The 22410-nt window shown below is 61.8% G+C and carries 14 protein-coding genes; 11 read left to right on the top strand and 3 right to left on the bottom strand.

The window, feature by feature from the left end; translation table 11 throughout:
• Positions 1–30: 30 nt before the first annotated feature.
• From J3P96_RS11450 to J3P96_RS11485, 8 genes are all read left to right on the top strand, one after another.
• On the top strand, positions 31–921 hold the full coding sequence (locus J3P96_RS11450) for an NAD(+) kinase (RefSeq protein WP_003180647.1): 891 nt from the start codon (positions 31–33) through the stop codon (positions 919–921).
• Complete coding sequence (locus J3P96_RS11455; protein ID WP_434658150.1) at positions 918–1892, top strand: metallophosphoesterase; 975 nt, start codon at positions 918–920, stop codon at positions 1890–1892. The genes J3P96_RS11450 and J3P96_RS11455 overlap by 4 nt, the downstream gene beginning before the upstream one ends.
• Positions 1889–2761 (top strand): rhomboid family intramembrane serine protease, encoded by an 873-nt coding sequence (locus J3P96_RS11460; RefSeq protein WP_434601090.1) that lies wholly within the window; start codon positions 1889–1891, stop codon positions 2759–2761. Before J3P96_RS11455 ends, J3P96_RS11460 begins: the two co-directional genes overlap by 4 nt.
• A gap of 45 nt (positions 2762–2806) precedes the next feature.
• A complete protein-coding gene (locus tag J3P96_RS11465) occupies positions 2807–3067 on the top strand; it encodes a YeaC family protein (protein WP_305500450.1) in 261 nt (86 codons plus the stop codon).
• Positions 3064–3894: a DUF2797 domain-containing protein gene (locus tag J3P96_RS11470; protein ID WP_434601088.1), complete on the top strand. Its 831-nt coding sequence runs from the start codon at positions 3064–3066 to the stop codon at positions 3892–3894. Before J3P96_RS11465 ends, J3P96_RS11470 begins: the two co-directional genes overlap by 4 nt.
• A 13-nt stretch (positions 3895–3907) precedes the next feature.
• Entirely contained in the window at positions 3908–6565 is a 2658-nt protein-coding gene (gene pepN / locus J3P96_RS11475) for an aminopeptidase N (protein WP_434657169.1), read from the top strand.
• Between the two features lie 358 nt (positions 6566–6923).
• Positions 6924–7976 carry a WD40/YVTN/BNR-like repeat-containing protein gene (locus J3P96_RS11480; RefSeq protein ID WP_434657171.1) on the top strand — a complete coding sequence of 351 codons (1053 nt, stop codon included), beginning with the start codon at positions 6924–6926 and terminating at the stop codon, positions 7974–7976.
• Positions 7977–8019: 43 nt separating this feature from the next.
• Positions 8020–10395 (top strand): efflux RND transporter permease subunit, encoded by a 2376-nt coding sequence (locus tag J3P96_RS11485; protein WP_434573619.1) that lies wholly within the window; start codon positions 8020–8022, stop codon positions 10393–10395.
• 84 nt (positions 10396–10479) lie between these two features.
• Here J3P96_RS11485 and J3P96_RS11490 read toward each other — a convergent pair whose 3' ends face one another.
• From J3P96_RS11490 to J3P96_RS11500, 3 genes are all read right to left on the bottom strand, one after another.
• On the bottom strand, positions 10480–15153 hold the full coding sequence (locus tag J3P96_RS11490; RefSeq protein ID WP_434657174.1) for a dermonecrotic toxin domain-containing protein: 4674 nt from the start codon (positions 15151–15153) through the stop codon (positions 10480–10482).
• Between the two features lie 150 nt (positions 15154–15303).
• Complete coding sequence (locus J3P96_RS11495) at positions 15304–16023, bottom strand: FadR/GntR family transcriptional regulator (protein WP_434573623.1); 720 nt, start codon at positions 16021–16023, stop codon at positions 15304–15306.
• A 203-nt stretch (positions 16024–16226) separates the two neighbouring features.
• The gene (locus J3P96_RS11500; protein ID WP_181290491.1) at positions 16227–17963 is read right to left on the bottom strand and encodes an IlvD/Edd family dehydratase; all 1737 of its coding nucleotides are present in this window, start codon (positions 17961–17963) and stop codon (positions 16227–16229) included.
• Positions 17964–18156: 193 nt separating this feature from the next.
• On the opposite strand from J3P96_RS11500, the gene J3P96_RS11505 reads away from it, so the two are divergent.
• The 3 genes from J3P96_RS11505 (at position 18157) to J3P96_RS11515 (ending at position 22270) form a co-directional block, all read left to right on the top strand.
• On the top strand, positions 18157–19479 hold the full coding sequence (locus J3P96_RS11505; protein ID WP_434573625.1) for an MFS transporter: 1323 nt from the start codon (positions 18157–18159) through the stop codon (positions 19477–19479).
• A gap of 204 nt (positions 19480–19683) precedes the next feature.
• On the top strand, positions 19684–20676 hold the full coding sequence (araD1, locus tag J3P96_RS11510; protein ID WP_434630327.1) for an AraD1 family protein: 993 nt from the start codon (positions 19684–19686) through the stop codon (positions 20674–20676).
• A gap of 13 nt (positions 20677–20689) precedes the next feature.
• Positions 20690–22270 (top strand): aldehyde dehydrogenase (NADP(+)), encoded by a 1581-nt coding sequence (locus J3P96_RS11515; RefSeq protein ID WP_434657176.1) that lies wholly within the window; start codon positions 20690–20692, stop codon positions 22268–22270.
• The last annotated feature ends 140 nt before the right edge of the window (positions 22271–22410 follow it).

Raw genomic sequence — 22410 nt, forward strand, 5'->3', positions numbered from 1 at the left:
TTCGCCCGTCGCAGACCTCGCAGGAGCCTCATGGAGCAATTTCGCAATATCGGCATCATCGGTCGCCTGGGCAGTTCCCAGGTGTTGGACACCGTTCGCCGTCTCAAGCGCTTCCTCCTGGAGCGGCACCTGCACGTGATCCTCGAAGATACCATCGCCGAAGTGCTGCCGGGCCACGGCCTGCAGACGTCGTCGCGCAAGATGCTCGGCGAAGTCTGCGACATGGTCATCGTGGTCGGTGGCGACGGCAGCCTGCTGGGCGCCGCCCGGGCCCTGGCGCGGCACAACATCCCGGTGCTGGGGATCAACCGTGGCAGCCTGGGCTTCCTCACCGATATCCGCCCTGACGAGCTGGAGATCAAGGTCGCCGAGGTGCTGGACGGCCATTACCTGGTGGAAAACCGCTTCCTGCTGCAAGCCGAGGTGCGCCGTCACGCCGAGGCCATCGGCCAGGGCGATGCGCTCAATGACGTGGTGCTGCACCCTGGCAAATCCACGCGCATGATCGAATTCGAGCTGTACATCGACGGCCAGTTTGTCTGCAGCCAAAAGGCCGACGGCCTGATCGTCGCCACCCCGACCGGTTCCACCGCCTACGCGCTGTCGGCCGGTGGCCCGATCATGCATCCCAAGCTCGACGCTATTGTGATTGTGCCCATGTACCCCCATACCTTGTCTGGGCGACCCATCGTGGTCGATGGCAACAGTGAGCTGAAAATCGTCGTGTCCAAGGATATGCAGATCTACCCGCAAGTGTCCTGTGACGGCCAGAACCATTTCACCTGCGCGCCGGGCGACACCATCACCGTCAGCAAGAAGGCGCAAAAGCTGCGCCTGATCCATCCGCTGGATCACAACTACTACGAAGTCTGCCGGACCAAGCTCGGCTGGGGCAGTCGTTTGGGGGGTGGAGGCGACTGATGCTCGATCCCGCGCGCAGTTACGATCTGATCGGCGATGTGCACGGATGCGCCTTGACCCTGGAACACCTGCTCGACCGACTCGGTTACCGCAAGCAGGCCGGGGTCTGGCGACATCCTTCGCGCATGGCGGTATTCCTCGGCGACATCATCGACCGGGGCCCGCGGATTCGCGAGGCGCTGCACATCGTCCACGACATGGTCGTGGCCGGCCAGGCGCTGTGCATCATGGGCAACCACGAATTCAATGCCTTGGGTTGGAGCACCCCGGCATTGCCGGGCAGCGGCCAGCGCTACGTGCGCGAACACACGCCGCGCCATGCCCGCTTGCTCAACGAAACCCTGACCCAGTTCGATCAGCACCCGGTTGAATGGCGTGATTTCCTCAAGTGGTTCTACGAGCTGCCGCTGTTTATCGACGCCGGGCGCTTCCGGGTCGTCCACGCCTGCTGGGACGCGGGCCTGATCGAGCCATTGCGCGGCTTGTTCCCGGAAGGCTGCATCGACGAGCATTTTCTCCAGGCTTCGGCCGAATCGGGCAGTTTTGCCTGCACAGTGTTCGATCGCCTGTTGCGCGGCACCGACATGCGCCTGCCCCATGGCATGACCCTGACGGGTGGCGACGGCCTGACCCGCGCGTTCTTCCGCACCAAATTCTGGGAAGACAACCCGCAGACCTACGGCGATATCGTCTTCCAGCCCGACGCATTGCCGGAGCCGGTGGCCCGCACACCGTTGTCACCGGACGAAAAAAACAATCTGCTGCGGTATGGCGTCGATGAGCCGATGTTGTTCGTCGGCCACTATTGGCGCAGCGGCAAACCGGCGCCGATCCGCCCGAACCTGGCCTGCCTGGACTACAGCGCGGTGCTCTACGGCAAGCTGGTCGCCTATCGGCTCGACCAGGAAACCCGTCTGGACCCGCACAAGTTCGTCTGGGTCGATGTCGAGCGGCCGGAGATGGGGCGATGAGCGTCGTCGCCGTCCTGCGCCTGCCCCTGGCAGTGGACCTGAGCGGTTTCGTCAAGCTGCTGCAGCGCATGCAGGTGCCTCATCGCGTCAGCGAAGAGGCGGGCGAGCAGGTGCTCTGGGTGCCGGATGAAATCAGCGAAAACGTGCGTTCGTTGTACGAGCGTTTTCCCGCCGGCGATCCCGAGCAACAGCTGGAACTGCCTGACACCGGCAGCACGTCCCGGCGGGCAGGGTTCGTCCAGCAACTGGCCCGCAGTCCGGTGACGGCCCTGATATTGCTGCTGAGCCTGATCGTCAGTGCCGTGACGCTGCTGGGGGAAAATCTTCAAACCCTGCGCTGGTTGACCTTCCTCGAGTTTCGCGTCGTCGGCGACTACATCCAGTTCACGCCGTTGGCCGACAGCCTCGCGGCGGGGCAGTGGTGGCGGCTGGTGACGCCAATGCTGGTTCACTTCGGCTTCCTGCACATCGCCATGAATGGCATGTGGTACTGGGAACTGGGACGCCGGATCGAAGCGCGCCAGGGCGGGATCAACCTGCTGGGGCTGACGCTGCTGTTCAGCCTCGTGTCCAATTTCGCCCAGTACCTGTTCAGCGGCGCGACCCTGTTCGGCGGGCTATCCGGAGTGCTGTACGGCCTGCTGGGCCATTGCTGGATCTACCAGTTGCTCGCGCCGAACCCGGCCTATCACTTGCCCCGTGGGGTGCTGGTGATGATGCTGGTGTGGTTGCTGCTGTGCCTGTCCGGGCTGGTTTCGCTGATCGGTTTCGGCGAGATCGCCAACGCAGCCCACGTCGGCGGGCTGCTCGTCGGCTGCTTCACGGGCTTGTTGGGCGGGCTGTTCGCTCGCCGTAAAATGGCCCTTTGACCGGCGCCTGTGCCTTTTGAGAATGCGCAATTGCGCGGAGAACCCATGTCTTCCTTCAACGAAATGATCAACAACATCACCCCAGACATCTACCGCAGCCTGAAACTGGCCGTGGAAATCGGTAAATGGGCCGACGGCAACAAGCTCACCGCCGAGCAGCGCGAGCTGTCGCTGCAAGCGATGATCGCCTGGGAAATCCAGAACCTGCCCGAAGAAGAGCGCACCGGCTATATGGGCCCGCAGGAATGCCAGTCGAAAGCCACCGTCGTGCCGAATATCCTGTTCAAGTCGGACGCCATCCATTGATCGAGATTGGCCGCGGTGCAATCAGCAAGATGTCGGCACGCCTTGACGGGCCGACCGTTCAATACGCCTTTCGCCTGGGCGATGTCGAGGTGCCGGTCAATCCGTTGATCGGCAGCAGGATCCGCCTGGAATACCTCGGTGCGATCCACTGTACCCATTGCGGACGGCGAACCAAGACCAGTTTCAGCCAGGGTTATTGCTACCCGTGCATGACCAGACTGGCCCAATGCGACCTCTGCATCATGAGCCCCGAGCGTTGCCATTTCGAGGCGGGTACCTGTCGCGACCCGGCCTGGGGCGAGCAGTTCTGCATGACCGATCATGTGGTCTACCTGGCCAACTCATCGGGCGTGAAAGTCGGCATCACCCGCGCCACGCAACTGCCGACCCGCTGGCTCGACCAGGGCGCGAGCCAGGCGCTGCCGATCCTGCGGGTCGCCACCCGGCAGCAGTCGGGTTTCGTCGAGGACCTGTTCCGCAGCCAGGTGGCGGACAAGACCAACTGGCGCGCCTTGCTCAAGGGCGACGCTGCGGCGGTGGACTTGCGGCAGATCCGTGATTCACTGTTTGAAAGCTGCGCCCAGGGCCTGCAGGGTTTGCAGGAACGATTCGGCTTGCAGGCGATCCAGACCATAGCGGACGTCGAACCGATCGAGATCCGTTACCCGGTGCAGCAGTACCCGGCGAAGATCGTCAGCTTCAATCTGGACAAGGACCCGATCGCCGAAGGCACGCTGCTGGGAATCAAGGGCCAGTACCTGATTTTCGACACCGGCGTGATCAATATTCGTAAATACACGGCCTACCAGCTCGCCGTGCATCAGTAGAAGGATTCGACCCATGCGCACCGAACAACCGAAGATGATCTACCTGAAGGACTATCAGGCTCCCGAATACCTGATCGACGAGACGCACCTGACCTTCGAGTTGTTCGAGGACCACAGCCTGGTCCATGCGCAACTGGTGATGCGCCGCAACCCCGAGCGCGGCGCCGGATTGCCGCCGCTGGTGCTCGATGGCCAGCAGCTGGAATTGCTCTCGATCAAGCTCGACGACGCCGACCTGGGGCAGGGCGACTACCAACTGGATGACAGCCACCTGACCTTGCAGCCCAAGGCCCAGGTGTTCACCGTCGATACCACCGTGCGCATCCATCCGGAAACCAACACGGCCCTGGAAGGCCTGTACAAATCCGGCAGCATGTTCTGCACCCAGTGCGAGGCCGAAGGCTTTCGCAAGATCACCTATTACCTCGACCGCCCCGACGTGATGAGCAAGTTCACCACCACCGTGGTCGCCGAACAGCACAGCTACCCGGTGCTGCTCTCCAACGGCAACCCGATTGCCAGCGGCCCTGGGGAAGACGGCCGGCACTGGGCGACCTGGGAAGACCCGTTCAAGAAGCCGGCCTACCTGTTCGCCCTGGTCGCCGGTGACCTGTGGTGCGTCGAAGACACCTTCACCACCATGACCGAGCGCACCGTGGCGCTGCGCATCTACGTCGAGCCGGAAAATATCGATAAGTGCCAGCACGCCATGACCAGCCTGAAGAAGTCGATGCGCTGGGACGAAGAGGTGTACGGGCGCGAATACGACCTGGACATCTTCATGATTGTCGCGGTCAACGATTTCAACATGGGCGCGATGGAGAACAAGGGTCTCAACATCTTCAACTCCAGCGCCGTACTGGCCCGCGCCGAAACCGCCACCGACGCCGCGCACCAGCGAGTCGAGGCGATCGTCGCCCACGAATACTTCCATAACTGGTCGGGCAACCGCGTGACCTGCCGCGACTGGTTCCAGCTGTCGCTCAAGGAAGGTTTCACGGTGTTCCGCGACGCTGGGTTCTCGGCGGACATGAACTCGGCCACGGTCAAGCGCATCCAGGACGTGGCGTACCTGCGTACCCACCAGTTCGCTGAAGACGCCGGCCCAATGGCTCACCCGGTGCGCCCGGACAGCTTCATCGAGATTTCCAACTTCTACACCCTGACCGTGTACGAAAAGGGCTCGGAAGTCGTCGGCATGATCCATACCCTGTTGGGCGCCGAAGGCTTCCGCAAGGGCAGCGACCTGTACTTCGAGCGCCACGATGGCCAGGCCGTGACCTGCGACGATTTCATCAAGGCCATGGAGGATGCCAATGGCGTCGACCTGAGCCAGTTCAAACGCTGGTACAGCCAGGCCGGTACGCCACGGCTGGCGTTGAGCGAGTCCTACGACGCTGCGGCGAAGACTTACAGCCTGACGTTCCGCCAGAGCTGCCCGCCGACGCCGGACAAGGCCGAGAAACTGCCCTTCGTGATTCCGGTCGAGTTGGGCCTGCTGGACAGCAATGGCGCCGAAAATCCACTGCGCCTGAGCGGCGAAGCGGCGGCGAGTGGCACGACCCGGGTGATCTCGGTGACCGAGGCCGAGCAGACCTTCACCTTCGTCGATATCGCTGAAAAGCCCCTGCCTTCGTTGCTGCGCGGCTTCTCGGCGCCGGTGAAGCTGAGCTTCCCGTACGACCGTGATCAACTGATGTTCCTCATGCAACACGACAGCGACGGCTTCAACCGTTGGGATGCCGGCCAGCAATTGTCGGTGCAGGTCTTGCAGGAACTGATCGGCCAGCACCAGAAAGGCGAAAGCCTGGTGCTTGACCCTCGGCTGGTCAGCGCGTTGCGCAGCGTGCTGTCGGATGAATCCCTGGATCAGGCGATGGTCGCGGAAATGCTCTCGCTGCCAAGCGAAGCCTACCTGACCGAAATCAGCGAAGTGGCGGACGTCGAGGCGATCCACGCCGCCCGCGAATTCGCTCGTCGGCAGTTGGCCGAAAACCTGTTCGAAGCCCTGTGGCTGCGCTACGAGGCCAACCGCGACCTGTCCCGGCGCACGCCGTACGTGGCCGAGGCCGAGCACTTCGCGCGGCGTGCGTTGCAGAACATCGCGCTGTCCTACCTGATGCTGACCGACAAACCCGAAGTGCTGAGCGCCACCCTTGAGCAGTTCGACACCGCCGACAACATGACCGAGCGCCTCACGGCGCTGGCGGTGCTGGTCAACTCGCCGTTCGAGACCGAAAAGGCCAAGGCCCTGGAAGTGTTCGCGGAGAACTTCAAGGGCAACCCGCTGGTCATGGACCAATGGTTCAGCGTCCAGGCCGGTAGCCCGCTGCCGGGCGGGCTGGCGCGGGTCAAGGCGTTGATGGAGCACCCGGCGTTCAACATCAAGAACCCGAACAAGGTGCGGGCACTGGTCGGCGCGTTCGCCGGGCAGAACCTGATCAACTTCCACGCCGCCGACGGTTCCGGTTATCGCTTCCTGGCGGACCTGGTGATCCAGCTCAACGCCTTCAACCCGCAGATCGCCTCGCGGCAGCTGGCGCCACTGACCCGCTGGCGCAAATACGACAGCGCCCGCCAGGCTCTGATGAAGGGCGAGCTGGAGCGCATCCTGGCGTCCGGTGGGCTGTCGGCCGATGTGTTTGAAGTGGTGAGCAAGAGCCTGGCTTGACCAGGCTTCGCATTGCCTTTTGTGGCGAGGGAGCTTGCTCCCGCTGGAGGCCGAAGGACTCCCTTTTCTTGGTTTACCTGCCTTCACTGGCGAAACGAATCAAGATCAGGCCTGCTTCGCAGGCCAGCGGGAGCAAGCTCCCTCGCCACATCCATCACCCTCGCGAATGTCTTCTGATTCACCCTTGGCCGATATCCCCCCGGTTAACAAAAGATAACGTGGCGTCGATTGTCAGACCTTTCGAAAGCCCGATAGGATAGGTCCAGCTTGCGAAGTGGCTCTAGATTGCAGGTTTCAGGACTATGCTTCAGGACTGCAACGTACCAAGCCATAACAATAATAAATGGGGGAAAGGTCTATGAGTGAGCCTGTCATGGCTGTGGGCCGCTGCCGCCCGCCAGTGCTGCGCAGAGTTGCGCTGCTGGTCTCGGCGCTCTCGCTGCTGGGCTCTGCCGTTTTGTCGGCGCCGGTGCTGGCGGTTGCAGCGTCGACGGCCGATGTCATCTATTCCGTCGAATCGGCCAAGGCCAGCAAAACCCTCATGCTCGATGTGGTCCATGCCGGCCAGCGCCTGGTCGCGGTCGGCGACCGTGGGCATATCGTCTTTTCCGATGACCAGGGCAAATCCTGGACCCAGGCCAAGGTGCCGACCCGCCAACTGCTCACTGCGGTCTTCTTTGTCGATGACAAGCACGGTTGGGCCGTGGGGCACGACGCGCAGATCCTCGCCAGCGAGGACGGCGGCACCACCTGGACCAAGCAGTTCGAAGACCTCACCCGTGAAGCACCGCTGCTCGACGTCTGGTTCAAGGACGCCAGCAATGGCCTGGCCGTGGGCGCCTACGGTGCGCTGTACGCGACCACCGATGGCGGCAAGCACTGGGAGCAGGCCAGCGACCGGCTCGAGAATGAAGACCAATATCACCTCAACGCTATCACCGCGGTAAAAGACGCCGGGCTGTTCATCGTCGGCGAGGCAGGCAGCATGTTCCGCTCCGCCGACTGGGGGCAGACCTGGGAAAAACTCGAAGGTCCGTACGAAGGCTCGCTGTTCGGCGCCATCGGCACCGCCCAGCCTTCGACCCTGTTGGCCTACGGCCTGCGCGGCAATCTCTATCGCTCCACGGATTTCGGCGACAGCTGGGAGCAGGTCGAGCTGAAGGCGGCCCGTGGCGCGCTGGAATTCGGCTTGTCGGGGGCGACGCTGTTGCCGGATGGCTCGATCGTGATCGTCGGCAACGGCGGCAGCGTGATTCGCAGCACCGATGATGGCGTGACCTTCAGCGTGTTCAACCGTCCGGATCGCATTTCCGTGGCGGCCGTCACGGCGGCGGGCAACGGCAACCTGATCCTGGCGGGACAGGGTGGCGTACGCGCTACCACGCCCACTGGCGCCGAACTGAGCAAATGAGCCGGGCCTGTCAGACGGGCACAATAACAAGAAGGCGGACCCCATGAGCAGTCATCACCAAGACAAGGCGACGTTCCTCGAACGCCTGATTTTCAACAACCGCCCGGCAGTGATCATCATTTGCCTGCTGGTCAGCATTTTCCTGTTCTGGCAGGCCACGCTGATCCGACCGTCCACCAGTTTCGAAAAAATGATTCCCCTCGAGCATCCGTTCATCGAGAAGATGCTCGAACACCGCAATGACTTGGCGAACCTGGGCAACACGGTACGGATTTCCGTGGAAGCTACCAACGGCGACATTTTCTCCAAGGAGTACATGGAGACCCTGCGCCAGATCCACGACGAGGTCTTCTACATCTCCGGCGTCGACCGCTCCGGCCTGAAGTCGCTGTGGAGCCCGAGCGTGCGCTGGACCGAAGTGACGGAGGAGGGCTTCGCCGGTGGCGAGGTGATCCCGCAGAGTTACAACGGTTCGGCCGACAGCCTCGACCTGCTGCGCAACAACGTGCTCAAGTCCGGCCAGGTCGGGCGCCTGGTGGCGAACGATTTCAAATCGAGCATCATCGATATCCCGCTGCTGGAGTCCTATCCCGACCCACAAGACCAAGGCAAATTGCTCGCCCTCGATTATCGGAAGTTTTCCCACGAGCTTGAAGACAAGATCCGCAACAAGTTCGAAGCGCAGAACCCGAATGTGCAGATTCACATCGTCGGCTTCGCCAAGAAGGTCGGCGACCTGATCGATGGCCTGGTCATGGTGGTGCTGTTCTTCGGCGTCGCCTTCGTCATCACCCTGATCCTGCTGTACTGGTTCACCAACTGCATGCGCAGCACCGTTGCGGTATTGAGCACCACCCTGGTGGCGGTGGTCTGGCAGCTGGGGTTGATGCACGCGGCCGGTTTCGGCCTGGATCCGTATTCGATGCTGGTGCCGTTCCTGATCTTCGCCATCGGCATTTCCCACGGCGTACAGAAAATCAACGGCATCGCCTTGCAGTCCAGCGAGGCGGACAACGCCTTGACGGCGGCGCGGCGGACCTTCCGCCAGTTATTCCTGCCGGGGATGATCGCGATCCTGGCCGATGCCGTCGGCTTCATTACCTTGCTGATCATCGACATCGGCGTGATTCGCGAACTGGCCATCGGCGCGTCCATCGGCGTGGCGGTGATTGTGTTCACCAACCTGATCCTGCTGCCGGTGGCGATTTCCTACGTCGGTATCAGCAAGCGCGCGGTCGAGCGCAGCAAGAAAGACGCGACCCGCGAACATCCGTTCTGGCGCCTGCTGTCGAACTTTGCCAGCGCCAAGGTCGCGCCGGTATCGATTGCCCTGGCCGTGCTCGCGTTTGGCGGCGGCCTCTGGTACAGCCAGAACCTGAAGATCGGCGACCTCGACCAGGGTGCCCCGGAACTGCGTCCGGACTCGCGCTACAACCAGGACAACAACTTCATCATCAGCAACTATTCCACCAGCTCCGATGTGCTGGTAGTGATGGTCAAGACCAAGGCCGAAGGCTGTTCGCGCTACGAAGCCATGGCGCCCATCGACGAGCTGATGTGGAAGATGCAGAACACCGAGGGCGTGCAGTCGGCGATTTCCCTGGTGACTGTGTCCAAGCAGATGATCAAGGGCATGAACGAGGGCAACCTGAAATGGGAAACCCTGTCGCGCAACCCTGATGTACTGAACAGCTCCATTGCCCGGGCCGACGGCCTGTACAACAACAGCTGTTCCCTGGCGCCGGTGCTGGTGTTCCTCAACGACCACAAGGCCGAGACGCTCGACCGCGCCGTGACGGCGGTGCAGGACTTCGCCAAGGAGCACAACCGCGATGGCCTGGAGTTCATCCTCGCCGCCGGTAACGCCGGGATCGAGGCGGCCACCAACGAGGTGATCAAGGAGTCGGAACTGACCATCCTGATCCTCGTGTATATCTGCGTGGCGACGATGTGCATGATCACCTTCCGTTCCTGGGCAGCGACGCTGTGCATCGTGCTGCCACTGGTGCTGACCTCGGTGCTGGGCAACGCGCTGATGGCGTTCATGGGCATCGGCGTGAAAGTCGCGACATTGCCGGTGGTAGCCCTCGGCGTAGGGATCGGCGTGGACTACGGCATCTACATCTACAGCCGCCTGGAAAGTTTCCTGCGGGCCGGGTTGCCGTTGCAGGAGGCGTATTACCAGACGCTGAAATCCACTGGCAAGGCGGTGCTGTTTACCGGCTTGTGCCTGGCCATCGGCGTCTGCACCTGGATCTTCTCGGCGATCAAGTTCCAGGCGGACATGGGCCTGATGCTGACGTTCATGTTGTTGTGGAACATGTTCGGTGCGCTGTGGCTGCTGCCCGCACTGGCGCGTTTCCTGATCAAGCCGGAAAAGCTGGCGGGGCAGAAGGGTAATTCGTTGTTTGCTCACTGACCGGACGCTGGACCGAAAAAGCCGCAACCTGAGGTTGCGGCTTTTTGCATCCGGCTTCGGACAAGCGTGCCGATAGCTCAGCGATTATTGGTCCAGGGGCAAGAACCAGCGTTGCGCCAGAGGTTTGCCGATCTGGCCGCGATGCACGTTCACGACGGCGTAGGGGCCTTCAGCTTTGGACAGCATTGAATAGTAGCTTTCCTTCCGTTGTTCCTTGGTTTTCACGTGTGCAACGCTGTAGTCGGCTTTCGGGGTGTCGGCCTTTTCATAGTGAAAATGGGCATACCAGAGGGGGAAGCCGTTACGGTCGTTGATTGCATATTCCTGAATGAAGTCCTTGCGGACTCCGCTCATGGCTGTGCGGTCGCCGTACTTGCTGACCTGGATTAATTCTTTTGCAAACAGATAGCGGAGATTGCCGTCGGTGGGTGGCAGTTTCAGGCTCAGCTCGGTGCGCAGGTAGCCGCCCTGTGCTGCAAGGCGGGTGGCGGCCTTTGTCAGTTCCTCGATTAAGGTCTGGTCTCGCGGGCCGGGCTCTGTTGGGGAAGCCTTGACGGCTTGTTCAAGCTCCTCGGCAATTTTGCGAAAACGATCCGCCTCGTTGTTCATGACCTCCTCGATTTCCTGCGGGTAACGGCACTGGGCTTTATAGCTTTTTGCCCTTTTCAGAAGTCTTTCCAGTTGCCCGAGCAGTTTTCGTGCGGCGCCTTTGATTTCACTGACAGGTCTCGTTTTCAGCGGCGCGGCCGGTCGCTCTTCCTTGACGAGGTCCCAGGCGTCTTCATGACGGGAATAGGTGCCTAGCAACTGGTTATCGTTTTCGGAGCGCAGCTCGACGACATCAATCTCCAAGGTTGTACCGGCAGGTCTCAGATCGCCAACCAATACACCATTGTGGCGGGTTCGGATCACTTTTTTCTGAGGGCGTCCGGCGGATGTTCCGGTGCGTTTGGAAGCGCGCGCGCGCGGTTTCGGTTCGGGTTTTATTTCCGTGGCCAGTTCCTGGGAGACCTCCTCATACAATTCTTCGACCAAGGTGACCAGCTTGTCGAAATAAGGCAGGTCCATCTCATCGGCGTGAAGTACTTTCACGATCTGTAGGGCATCCAGCGCCTTGCCATAGTGTTCGGACAAGCTCTCCAATACCTCGAGCCGTTCCGAGAAGTCGTACGTCCACAACGTAGCGTGAGATTGTATTTGTTCCTTTAGCGGCTTGCTGATGGTTCGCAGGTGCTCCCTCGACTCGCTCTCGCCGCGCGAAGCGAGCACTGTGGCCAACGTCGTCTGGAGCTCTTGGCCAGCCAACGAAGCGGTTTTCGCCACCGGTCGGTCATGGGTCAGGCGATCGAACATTTCCCGGCCCTTGCTGCCCCGGTTCAATAACGTATCAAGCGTGCGGTGTTCAAGCTCCAGCCAATGGATCGAGCGCTCATTGAGCTCAAATAACTGCGCGGCGAACCTCAAATAGCCCTGCGGATCATGTTCAACTGCCTCCAGAATGTCAGACGCAGACGGTCCCACGAATGAGGAATGGGCAGCATTCAGAGCTTGTATATCCTTTACGACAACGGCAATGGCTGTACGACAACATTCGATCAACGATTCAGTGATCTGGGAAATATTCCCGGGGGAAATTGGGCTATTCAGCTTGATGGATTCGAGCTCGTTCCCCAGTATCTTCAGATCGGCTTCGGCCTGCTCCTTTAACTGTTCATGAAAGCTTTTACGTATGGGGGCCATCCGCTTCTCATCAGGGGGCGTACCGATCTCCAATAAGCTCAGCAGGTCGTGTGTGATATCCAGCTTCTTTTTCCGCTCGGCACTTTTTTCGAAGAACTCCCTGGTTTCCGCCGCGATTTCCGCTTTTCTTTTTTCGTTGAAGCGACGTTGTTCCTCCACGCGCTTGGGCGGCATCCCGCCACGCAGGCCCAGGCCCAGGTCCAAGGACCAGTTGCCGTGGCCGTCCGATAGCAGCGCCGGCCCCCTGCGTGCCGGGTCGTGCGGGTCGACGATCTGTACGGTGCTGTCCCATGTGTCGACTTGATACAACTCGCCCTCAACCACGGCATGCCATTTTTTATTGATCAGATAAAGGCCGGTATAAGGGCCAGAGGGAAGGGCAGCGGGCATCACTGCGGGACGCTGCACTGTCAGGCGCTGCAAGCGGGTGCGTTGCTCCAGCGTCAGGCGCCGACGGGCGCTGGCGAAACTGAAGTCGAGGTGCTCAAAAGCAGCTTGGGCGTGTTCCCCGGGCAGGTAGACGGGGCCTTCGATGACGTCTGGCAGGGCCGGCTTGGGCCATTGCTCGGGAACGATGCGCGGCGCAGGCGCACGCATCGCCTGGTCTTCCAGTTCGTGGGGCAGTGGCTTGCGAACAGGCTCGTCGAGGGACAACGCCTGATGTCCGAGCATGGCGAAGTTCAAGAGAAAGTCGACGGTAGCGAGCTCCCGTGTGGTCGGATCCTCGCTCTGCATGGCCGGGATATCTTGACCGGCAACAGCGATCACGTTCCATAACCAGGCGACGCTTATCAGCGGGCCACGCAGGATAGGCACCAACAGTGTGTTGAACAGCAGTCCGCCACCCTCGAGAAGGGTAGCCCAGCGGCTCTCGGCGTTGGACACCGAATCCCTGTCGGCCTGCGCGACCAGGGCTCGGGCGTTACTGCCGTAGAGATACTCCATCAGCTTGCCGTTGTGCAGGAATTGCAACAACTCGTCGTTGTCACCCTCGATTGCGAGTGTCGCCGGGGTCGGCTTTTCGAAAGGGGCGAATTCATCGCCTGGAAGAAAGCGCACGATGTGTGGCTCCAGGAACCCCCCATTGGCGTACACCGGACGCGCGGTATCCGATAACCAGGTCAAGACGCTGGTCTGCAGTTCGCCGTCCAGGCCAATGGCAGTCAACAGCGCCTGGCGTGTCGGGAACTCAATCAACGATGGCGAGTGAAGCGGGCGATACAGCAGGTGTGGTCCCGTTTCGACGGCTTGCGGTTCGATGATGAACATATTCGTCACAACATCCGGTCGGGCCTTCGGCTTACGCAGAAAGGCCAGGGGACGAATCACCACCGGACGACCGTCGATCTGTTGTTCCTCGACATCGGCTTGAAGGGCGGCTTCGAGAAGGTCCAGGCCTTGACGGGTCATGCTGTTCTGGTGGTCGAGCTTTTGCTTGAGCGCTTCGAGAAGCAGCTCTGTCGGGACCTGGTCGGCGAATCTCTGTTGACGCAGGGTAGGCAAATCGTCAAACAGCTTGTGCTGCAGATATCGGGGGTAGGCGGTGCCGATGTCGACCTGTTCAATCAGCCCGCCCTGGCGGGTGATGTAGTCCGGGGTCAACCATTCGGGCAGGGTCAGGCCCAGGCGATGGCTGAGGATCGGGTCTCCACTGGGGCGGGCGACGAGATTGCGGATGGCCAGTTCGCTCAGTTTCATCGATTTTTTCTCGACAATCCCGATCGTACCGGGGAGGCCTGCCGCCACGGTGAAAGTCAGTAGCACGTCGTCGGGATTGTAGCGGGAGGGTTGGGCCTTGGTCGACGAGCTATCGTTTGTTCGACCCATGCGCTCAAGCAGGGCTTGGGACGTGAATGTCTTGATATCCTTGATATCGTTGAGGAAGGTTTGGCCTGGGCTGCGTTTTTTGGCGCTGGCCAACGTCAGGCAGTAATGCTGGTGTCTGGTCTGATCGACAACGGACGCTTCCTTCAACCATTCGGGCACCAGCGGTGCAATGAGCTTCGACATCTGAGGAGAGGGGTATGGGGTGTCAAGCAGGTAGCGGGCCGGGTCGCTCAATTCGTGATACAGCGCACGCAGGTGCTGTGAGCCGACGCGGGAAGGCAATTCCACCGCCCGGAGGTCGGCCAGCTGTTGCTCCAGGATCAGTGCTGCCTGGGTCTCGAACACGTTGCCAGCGATCTCGGTGCGTGTGCAAGTGACGGTGTCGACAAGGTACCGGCTGGCGATGAGTTCACTCCAGTGACGGTGAAAGTCTTCCAGCGATTCAAAGGGTTTGACGGCGCTGCCAGGGCTGCACAGCAGCAGGAGGGTCTCACCTTCGGTGGTGCGGGTCAGTAGGATCTCGCTACCGTATAGGACCGAACGGGAAGCGCCTTTAACGAGGGTGCTTTCCAGGCTGTAGGCGTAGACGCTGGCCTGACCGTCGGCGCGCAAGTGTTGCTTGCTGACAGGCCGGCGGGTGATCTGGTCGAGCATCTCACGTGCCGGGTCGCTGAGCCCTGGTTGCTGCAAGCCACGGGTCTGCAACAGGTTTCGCAGTGCACCGCTGAGCCAGTTCCAGCGGCTGGTGCCTTGATGGGGATCAATGTCGGCATTCCAGTAGCGGACCAGCGCATCCTCGAATCCGATCGGTACTGTCCAAGGCAGTTCAAGTAGCAGCTTTTCCAGCTTGAGCATGTCCTGCGCGTCCAGCTTGAGACGGTGCGGCATCGTTTCGGAAAAGAAACAGCCACGCTCGCTCCACTCCTTGAAGTCGATGGACGTGCCGGTAGCCAGGTAATCGAGGACGAGCGTCATGAAGGGGGCGGTCGTCCAGCCGTTAGAGGTCTTGTCTGGAGTTGCCAATACAACCTTGGAGAGGTTGAGGTTTAACATCCGCCAGCCGTATCTGCTTTTAATGGCATGCTCGAATACGCTCAGCACAACCTGTTCGAAGGTGGGGCGACCGGCAAATTGCAGGCTGACGTTCTGTGCCTGTGTGTTGGCGTTGTCAGCCGGGGAAGGCGATGCCATGTGAAGTTCCTTTTCATAAACCCATGGTCGTCAGGATGACGACTCGCGCAGTATCGCCATGACTGTCCCAGGTGTGCGGTACATAGGTACCGCACGCTTGAACGCCAGGCGTGCAGGTTTGTGAAGGGCTTCAGTAAAATCGGCGGTGAATCAGGCGGGATCGCTGCCCAGCACGACATTCAGCGCACTGCGGGCGTCATCCAGTTGCACCAGCGTGGCATGGCGGGCGCCGAGGGCATCGCGGTTCTCGATGGCGGTGAGGATCGCCTTGTGCCGTGGCATCGCCAGCTCGTGCAGGTTGGGCCGTTGGTTGGAGTGCTTGAGCGCTTCGGCGATGGCCACCGACAGCATGTTGCACAGGTTGGCGAGCAGGTCGTTGTGGGTGGCGTCTGCTATGCGGCTGTGAAAGTCCAGGTCCGGTTGCAGGAGGGCTTCCGGGGTCGGGGCAGCTTCCATGCGCTGGTAGGCTTCGCTGATGGCGGCGATGTCGGCGTCGGTGGCGAATTGCGCGGCGAGGGCGGCGGCGGCCGGCTCAATGATGCTGCGCACGCTGGTGAGCAGTCCGAAGAACTCGTTCTGCGGGCTGCTCTGCATCAGCCAGTGCAGCACATCGGGGTCGAGCATATGCCATTCCCGACGCGGCTTGACCACCGTGCCCACTCGCGGCCGCGAATACACCAGGCCCTTGGCGACCAGCACGCGCGTGGCTTCGCGCAGCACCGGGCGGCTGACGGCATATTCTTCGCACAGCAAGGCTTCGGCGGGCAGTTTGTCGTCGGGCTTGAAGCGGCCAGAGACGATCTGCATGCCCAGTTCCTGGACGATGCGCGCGTGCATGCTCTTGCGGTCGGAGGGTTTGCGGTAATCCATGGGGAGCGGCGCGATCCTGTGTGCGAGGGGTGCTGCGCATGATAGCAGGCGCGGCGAGGGCGGGTCGCTAGTGCGATTTTCAATGCAGACTCAACCCCCTTGTGGGAGCGAGCTTGCTCGCGATAGCGGTGGATCAGTCAGCAGTGATACCAGCTGATCCGACGCCATCGCGAGCAAGCTCGCTCCCACAGGGGGATGGGGCGTCAATGGGAGTGACGCGGCACCTCGGCGCCGCGGCAGCCCACCAGGAAGTCGAAGTCGCAACCCTGGTCGGCTTGCAGCACATGGTCGATGTACAGCTGGCGGTAGCCACCGACCAGCAATTGCTGCGGTGGCGCCAGGTCGGCCAGGCGCGCGGCAAGTTCGGCGTCGGGGATGTCCAGGTGCAGGCGGCCGCTGGCGCAATCGAGTTCGATCCAGTCACCTTCTTTCACCGCGGCCAAAGGCCCACCGGCCGCCGCTTCCGGTGCCACATGCAGCACCACGGTGCCGTAGGCGGTGCCGCTCATGCGTGCGTCGGAAATACGCACCATGTCCGTCACGCCCTGGGCCAGCAGTTTGGCTGGCAAGCCCATGTTGCCGACTTCGGCCATGCCCGGATAACCCTTCGGCCCGCAGTTCTTCATGACCAGGATCGAGTCGGCATCCACGTCGAGCTCCGGATCGTTGATCCGCGCCTTGTACTCGTCGAAGTTCTCGAACACCACCGCGCGACCGCGATGCTGCATCAGTTCGGCGGTGGCCGCGGACGGCTTGAGCACTGCGCCCAATGGCGCCAGGTTGCCGCGCAGTACGCAGATGCCGCCGTCGGCGCGGATCGGGTTGTCGAGGGTGCGAATGACTTCGTCCTGGCCATAGATCGGCGCGTCCTTGGTGTTTTCGCCGAGGCTCTTGCCGTTCACCGTCAGTGCGTTCGGGTGGGGGATCAGGTTGGCTTCGCCGAGGCGACGCAGCACGGCAGGCAGGCCGCCGGCGTAGTAGAACTCCTCCATCAGGAAGCGTCCGGACGGTTGCAGGTCGACGATGGTCGGCATGCCGCGACCGATGCGGGTCCAGTCGTCCAGGTCCAGTTGCACGCCGATGCGCCCGGCGATGGCCTTGAGGTGAATCACCGCGTTGGTCGAACCGCCGATGGCGGCGTTGACGCGGATGGCGTTTTCGAAAGCTTCCTTGGTCAGGATCTTCGACAGCTTCAGGTCTTCGCGGACCATTTCCACCGCGCGCATGCCGGACATGTGGGCCAGCACATAACGGCGCGCATCCACCGCCGGGATCGCCGCGTTATGGGGCAGCGAAGTGCCAAGCGCCTCGGCCATGCAGGCCATGGTCGACGCCGTGCCCATGGTGTTGCAGGTACCGGCCGAGCGGGACATGCCGCCCTCGGCCGCGAGGAAGTCATCGATGGTGATGGTGCCGGCCTTGACCTGTTCGCTCAGCTGCCAGACCACGGTGCCCGAGCCGATGTCCTGGCCCTTGTGCTTGCCGTTGAGCATCGGCCCGCCGGTGACGACGATGGCCGGCACGTCGCAACTGGCGGCGCCCATCAGCAGGGCCGGAGTGGTCTTGTCGCAACCGGTGAGCAGTACCACGCCATCAATCGGGTTGCCGCGAATCGCCTCTTCCACGTCCATGCTCGCCAGGTTGCGGGTCAGCATGGCGGTGGGGCGCAGGTTCGATTCGCCGTTGGAAAACACCGGGAATTCCACCGGAAAGCCCCCGGCCTCGATCACGCCGCGCTTGACGTGCTCGGCGATCTGCCGGAAATGCGCGTTGCACGGTGTCAGCTCCGACCAGGTGTTGCAGATACCGATGATCGGCTTGCCATGGAACTGGTGGTCGGCGATGCCCTGATTTTTCATCCAGCTGCGGTACATGAAGCCGTTTTTGTCGGCGGTGCCAAACCATTGGGCCGAGCGCAGGGAGGGTTTCTTATCAGACATGATCGATTCTCTTATTGTATGACTATATTGTTCGAGCTGAAGCGTAACATAAGCGCAATTTACGCCGTTTGGAAGTGTTGTTGGGTAAATAGTATTACTATATAGTCCGATTTAACGGAGGGGTTGTCCTGGCGGTCATTCGCGAGAGAAATCCCCCGAGGTTCTATAACAACAACAATCGGAGACCGGTCCCATGAGCCAGGAATTGCGGCTTATACGTCGCATCACACTCAAACTGATTCCCTTCCTGATCCTGCTTTACCTGATCGCGTACGTGGATCGCTCCGCCGTGGGCTTCGCCAAGCTGCACATGGGCGCGGACATCGGCATCGGCGACGCCGCCTACGGCCTCGGCGCGGGCCTGTTCTTCATCGGTTATTTCCTCCTGGAGATTCCCAGCAACCTGATGCTGGAGCGCTTCGGTGCGCGGCGCTGGTTTGCCCGGATCATGATCACCTGGGGCGCAATCACCATCGGCATGGCTTTTGTGCAGGGGCCCTATAGTTTCTACGTGATGCGCTTTCTGCTGGGCGCGGCCGAAGCCGGGTTCTTTCCGGGCGTGCTGTATTACATCACCCAGTGGTTCCCGGTGCGCCATCGCGGCAAGATCCTCGGGCTGTTCATTCTTTCCCAACCCATTGCGATGATGATCACCGGCCCAGTTTCCGGTGGCTTGCTGGGCATGGACGGCATCCTCGGCCTGCACGGCTGGCAGTGGTTGTTCATCGTCATCGGTCTGCCGGCGGTGCTGTTGACCTGGCCGGTGCTGCGTTATCTGCCGGACGGCCCGCAACAGGTCAAATGGATGGACCAGTCCGAGAAGGACTGGCTGACCGGTGAGCTGAAAAAGGACCTGGAGGAATACGGCCAGACCCGTCATGGCAACCCGCTGCATGCGCTCAAGGACAAGCGCGTCCTGCTGCTGGCGCTGTTCTACCTGCCGGTGACCCTGAGCATCTACGGCCTGGGGCTGTGGCTGCCGACGCTGATCAAGCAGTTCGGCGGCAGTGACCTGGTGACCGGCTTTGTCTCTTCCGTGCCGTATATCTTCGGCATCATTGGCCTGCTGATCATTCCTCGCAGCTCCGACCGCCTGAACGACCGTTACGGTCACCTGGCCGTGTTGTATGTATTGGGCGCCATCGGTCTGTTCCTCAGCGCCTGGTTGACCGTGCCGGTGCTGCAACTGGCGGCGTTGTGCCTGGTGGCGTTTGCACTGTTTTCCTGCACGGCGGTGTTCTGGACCTTGCCGGGGCGGTTTTTCGCCGGTGCCAGCGCGGCGGCGGGCATTGCCTTGATCAACTCGGTAGGCAACCTGGGCGGCTATATCGGCCCGTTCGTGATCGGCGCCTTGAAGGAATACACCGGTAACCTGGCGTCCGGGCTGTACTTCCTGTCGTGCGTGATGGTGTTCGGCCTGGTATTGACCGGGGTGGTCTATCGCTTGCTCGAACGCAAGCACGTATTGCCGGCTGACCAGTTCGCGGCAAGCGCCCGCGGGGCGACGCGTAGCTGAGTTGTTGCAGCTTTTGTGGCGAGGGAGCTTGCTCCCGCTCGACTGCGCAGCAGTCGCAATATGGGCGATGTGTTTTGCCTGAATGAACTCGGCGCCTGAAAGTAGGGGGGCTTCGCCCCCCAGCGGGAGCAAGCTCCCTCGCCACAAAAAGCCTGCAAAGCGATTCGGCGTTCATATTCAAGTTTTGTTTACAGGGAGAAACCCATGCGTTTAGTTCAGTTCGAATTGAGTAACGGCGAACGCCGCGTCGGTGTGGTTGACGGCGAGCAGGTGCGCGAAGTGCAGGGCGCCACGACGGTGCGCGACCTGGCGCTGGCCGCCATCGAGGCGGGCGTCAAGCTTGAGCAACAGGTCGACGGCCTGGGCCTGGGAGCGAGCCATGACTATGCGCAACTGCTGAGCGAATTGCGCATCCTGCCGCCGCTGGATCACCCGGACCCGGCTCACCTGCTGGTCAGCGGTACCGGCCTGACTCACCTGGGCAGCGCCTCGGCCCGGGACAAGATGCACCAACAGGCTGGCGACGAGAGCGCCATGACCGACACCATGCGCATCTTCAAATGGGGCGTGGAGGGCGGCAAACCCGCCGCCGGGCAGGCTGGCGTTCAGCCGGAATGGTTCTACAAGGGCGACGGCAGCATCGTCGTCCGTCCCGGCCATCCGTTCCCGCTGCCGCCCTTTGCCGAAGACGCTGGCGAGGAGCCGGAAATCAGCGGCCTGTATGTCATCGGTCACGACGGCAAGCCATATCGGCTCGGCTTCGCGGTGGGCAACGAATTTTCCGATCACGTCATGGAACGCAAGAATTATCTGTACCTGGCCCATTCGAAACTGCGCAGTTGCAGCTTCGGCCCGGAACTTCGCGTGGGCGAACTGCCTCAACATCTGTCCGGGACCAGTCGTATCCTGCGCAACGGCGAAGTGCTGTGGCAGAACGAATTCCTCAGCGGCGAGGCGAACATGTGCCACAGCCTCGAGAACCTCGAGTTCCACCATTTCAAGTACAGTCAGTTCCTGCGCCCCGGGGACGTGCACGTTCACTTCTTCGGCACCGCGACGCTGTCGTTCGCCGACGGCATCCGCACCCAGCCGGGGGACGTGTTCGAAATCAGCCAGGCCGAATTCGGCGCACCGCTGATCAACGGCATTGCTCCGGTAGACGCGGTGTTCAACCCAGGTACTATCGGCACACTTTAAAAGGAGACTTGCGATGAACCAGATCCTTGGCCACAACTACATCGGCGGCGCACGCAGCGCGGCCGGCCAGACTCGCCTGCAAAGTTTCGACGCCAGCACCGGCGAGGCCTTGCCGCATGATTTCGTCCAGGCCACGGCGGAAGAAGTCGACGCCGCCGCCAAGGCCGCCGCGGCGGCTTATCCAGCCTACCGCAGCCTGAGCGCGGCGCGCCGGGCCGAATTTCTCGATGCCATCGCCGATGAGCTGGACGCCTTGGGTGATGAGTTCGTCGCCGTGGTCTGCCGCGAAACCGCGTTGCCAGCCGCACGGATCCAGGGCGAGCGCGGCCGCACCAGCGGGCAGATGCGCCTGTTCGCCAAGGTCTTGCGCCGTGGCGATTTCTACGGCGCGCGCATCGACCGGGCCTTGCCGGAGCGTACGCCGCTGCCGCGCCCGGACCTGCGCCAGTACCGCATTGGTCTCGGTCCGGTGGCCGTGTTTGGCGCCAGCAACTTCCCATTGGCATTCTCCACCGCTGGCGGTGACACCGCTGCCGCGCTGGCCGCCGGTTGCCCGGTGGTATTCAAGGCCCACAGTGGCCACATGGCCACCGCCGAGCATGTGGCCGATGCGATCATTCGCGCGGCTGAAAAGACTTCGATGCCGGCCGGTGTGTTCAACATGATCTACGGCGGTGGCGTCGGCGAATGGCTGGTCAAGCATCCGGCGATCCAGGCCGTCGGCTTCACCGGTTCCCTGAAAGGCGGGCGTGCCCTGTGCGACATGGCGGCCGCGCGGCCCCAGCCGATTCCGGTCTTCGCCGAGATGTCGAGCATCAACCCGGTGATCGTCCTCCCGCAAGCGTTGCAAGCGCGCGCCGAAAGTGTCGCTCGCGACCTGACCGCCTCGGTGGTGCAAGGCTGCGGTCAGTTCTGCACCAACCCTGGCCTGGTGATCGGTATCCGCTCACCTGAGTTCACTGCCTTCACCCAGCAGGTGGCTGCGCTGATCGGCGACCAGGCGCCGCAAACCATGCTCAATGCCGGCACGCTGCAAAGCTACGGCAAAGGCCTGCAAAAATTGCTGGCCCACCCAGGCATCGAACACCTGGCCGGTCGCGAGCAGCAAGGCAACCAGGCGCAACCGCAATTGTTCAAGGCTGACGCCAGCCTGTTGATCAACGGTGACGAGGCGTTGCAGGAAGAGGTCTTCGGCCCGACCACGGTATTTGTCGAAGTGGCGGACCAGGCGCAATTGAGCGCTGCGCTGCATGGCCTGCACGGCCAGCTCACCGCCACGATCATTGGCGAACCGGCAGACTTCGAACGGTTCGGCGAACTGACGCCGCTGCTGGAGCAGAAGGTCGGCCGCATCTTGCTCAACGGTTATCCAACTGGTGTGGAGGTCTGCGATTCGATGGTCCATGGCGGGCCCTACCCGGCGACGTCCGATGCGCGTGGCACTTCGGTCGGCACGCTGGCGATCGATCGGTTCCTGCGTCCGGTGTGCTTCCAGAACTACCCCGACAACCTGTTGCCAGAGCCGTTGAAGAACGCCAACCCGCTGGGGATCCTGCGGCTGGTAGATGGCGTGCCGGGGCGCGAGGCGCTCTGAGGAGCTGAACAGGCCGTTGCATTCATGTTGAATGCGCCGGCCTTTTCGCGAGCAGGCTCGCTCCCACAGGGGATTTCTGGTGGGTATGAATCCGTTGTGGGAGCGAGCCTGCTCGCGAAAGCGATAGGTCGGCCAGCACC

The sequence above is a fragment of the Pseudomonas sp. R3-56 genome (genome assembly GCF_051132075.1).
Lineage (GTDB): Bacteria > Pseudomonadota > Gammaproteobacteria > Pseudomonadales > Pseudomonadaceae > Aquipseudomonas.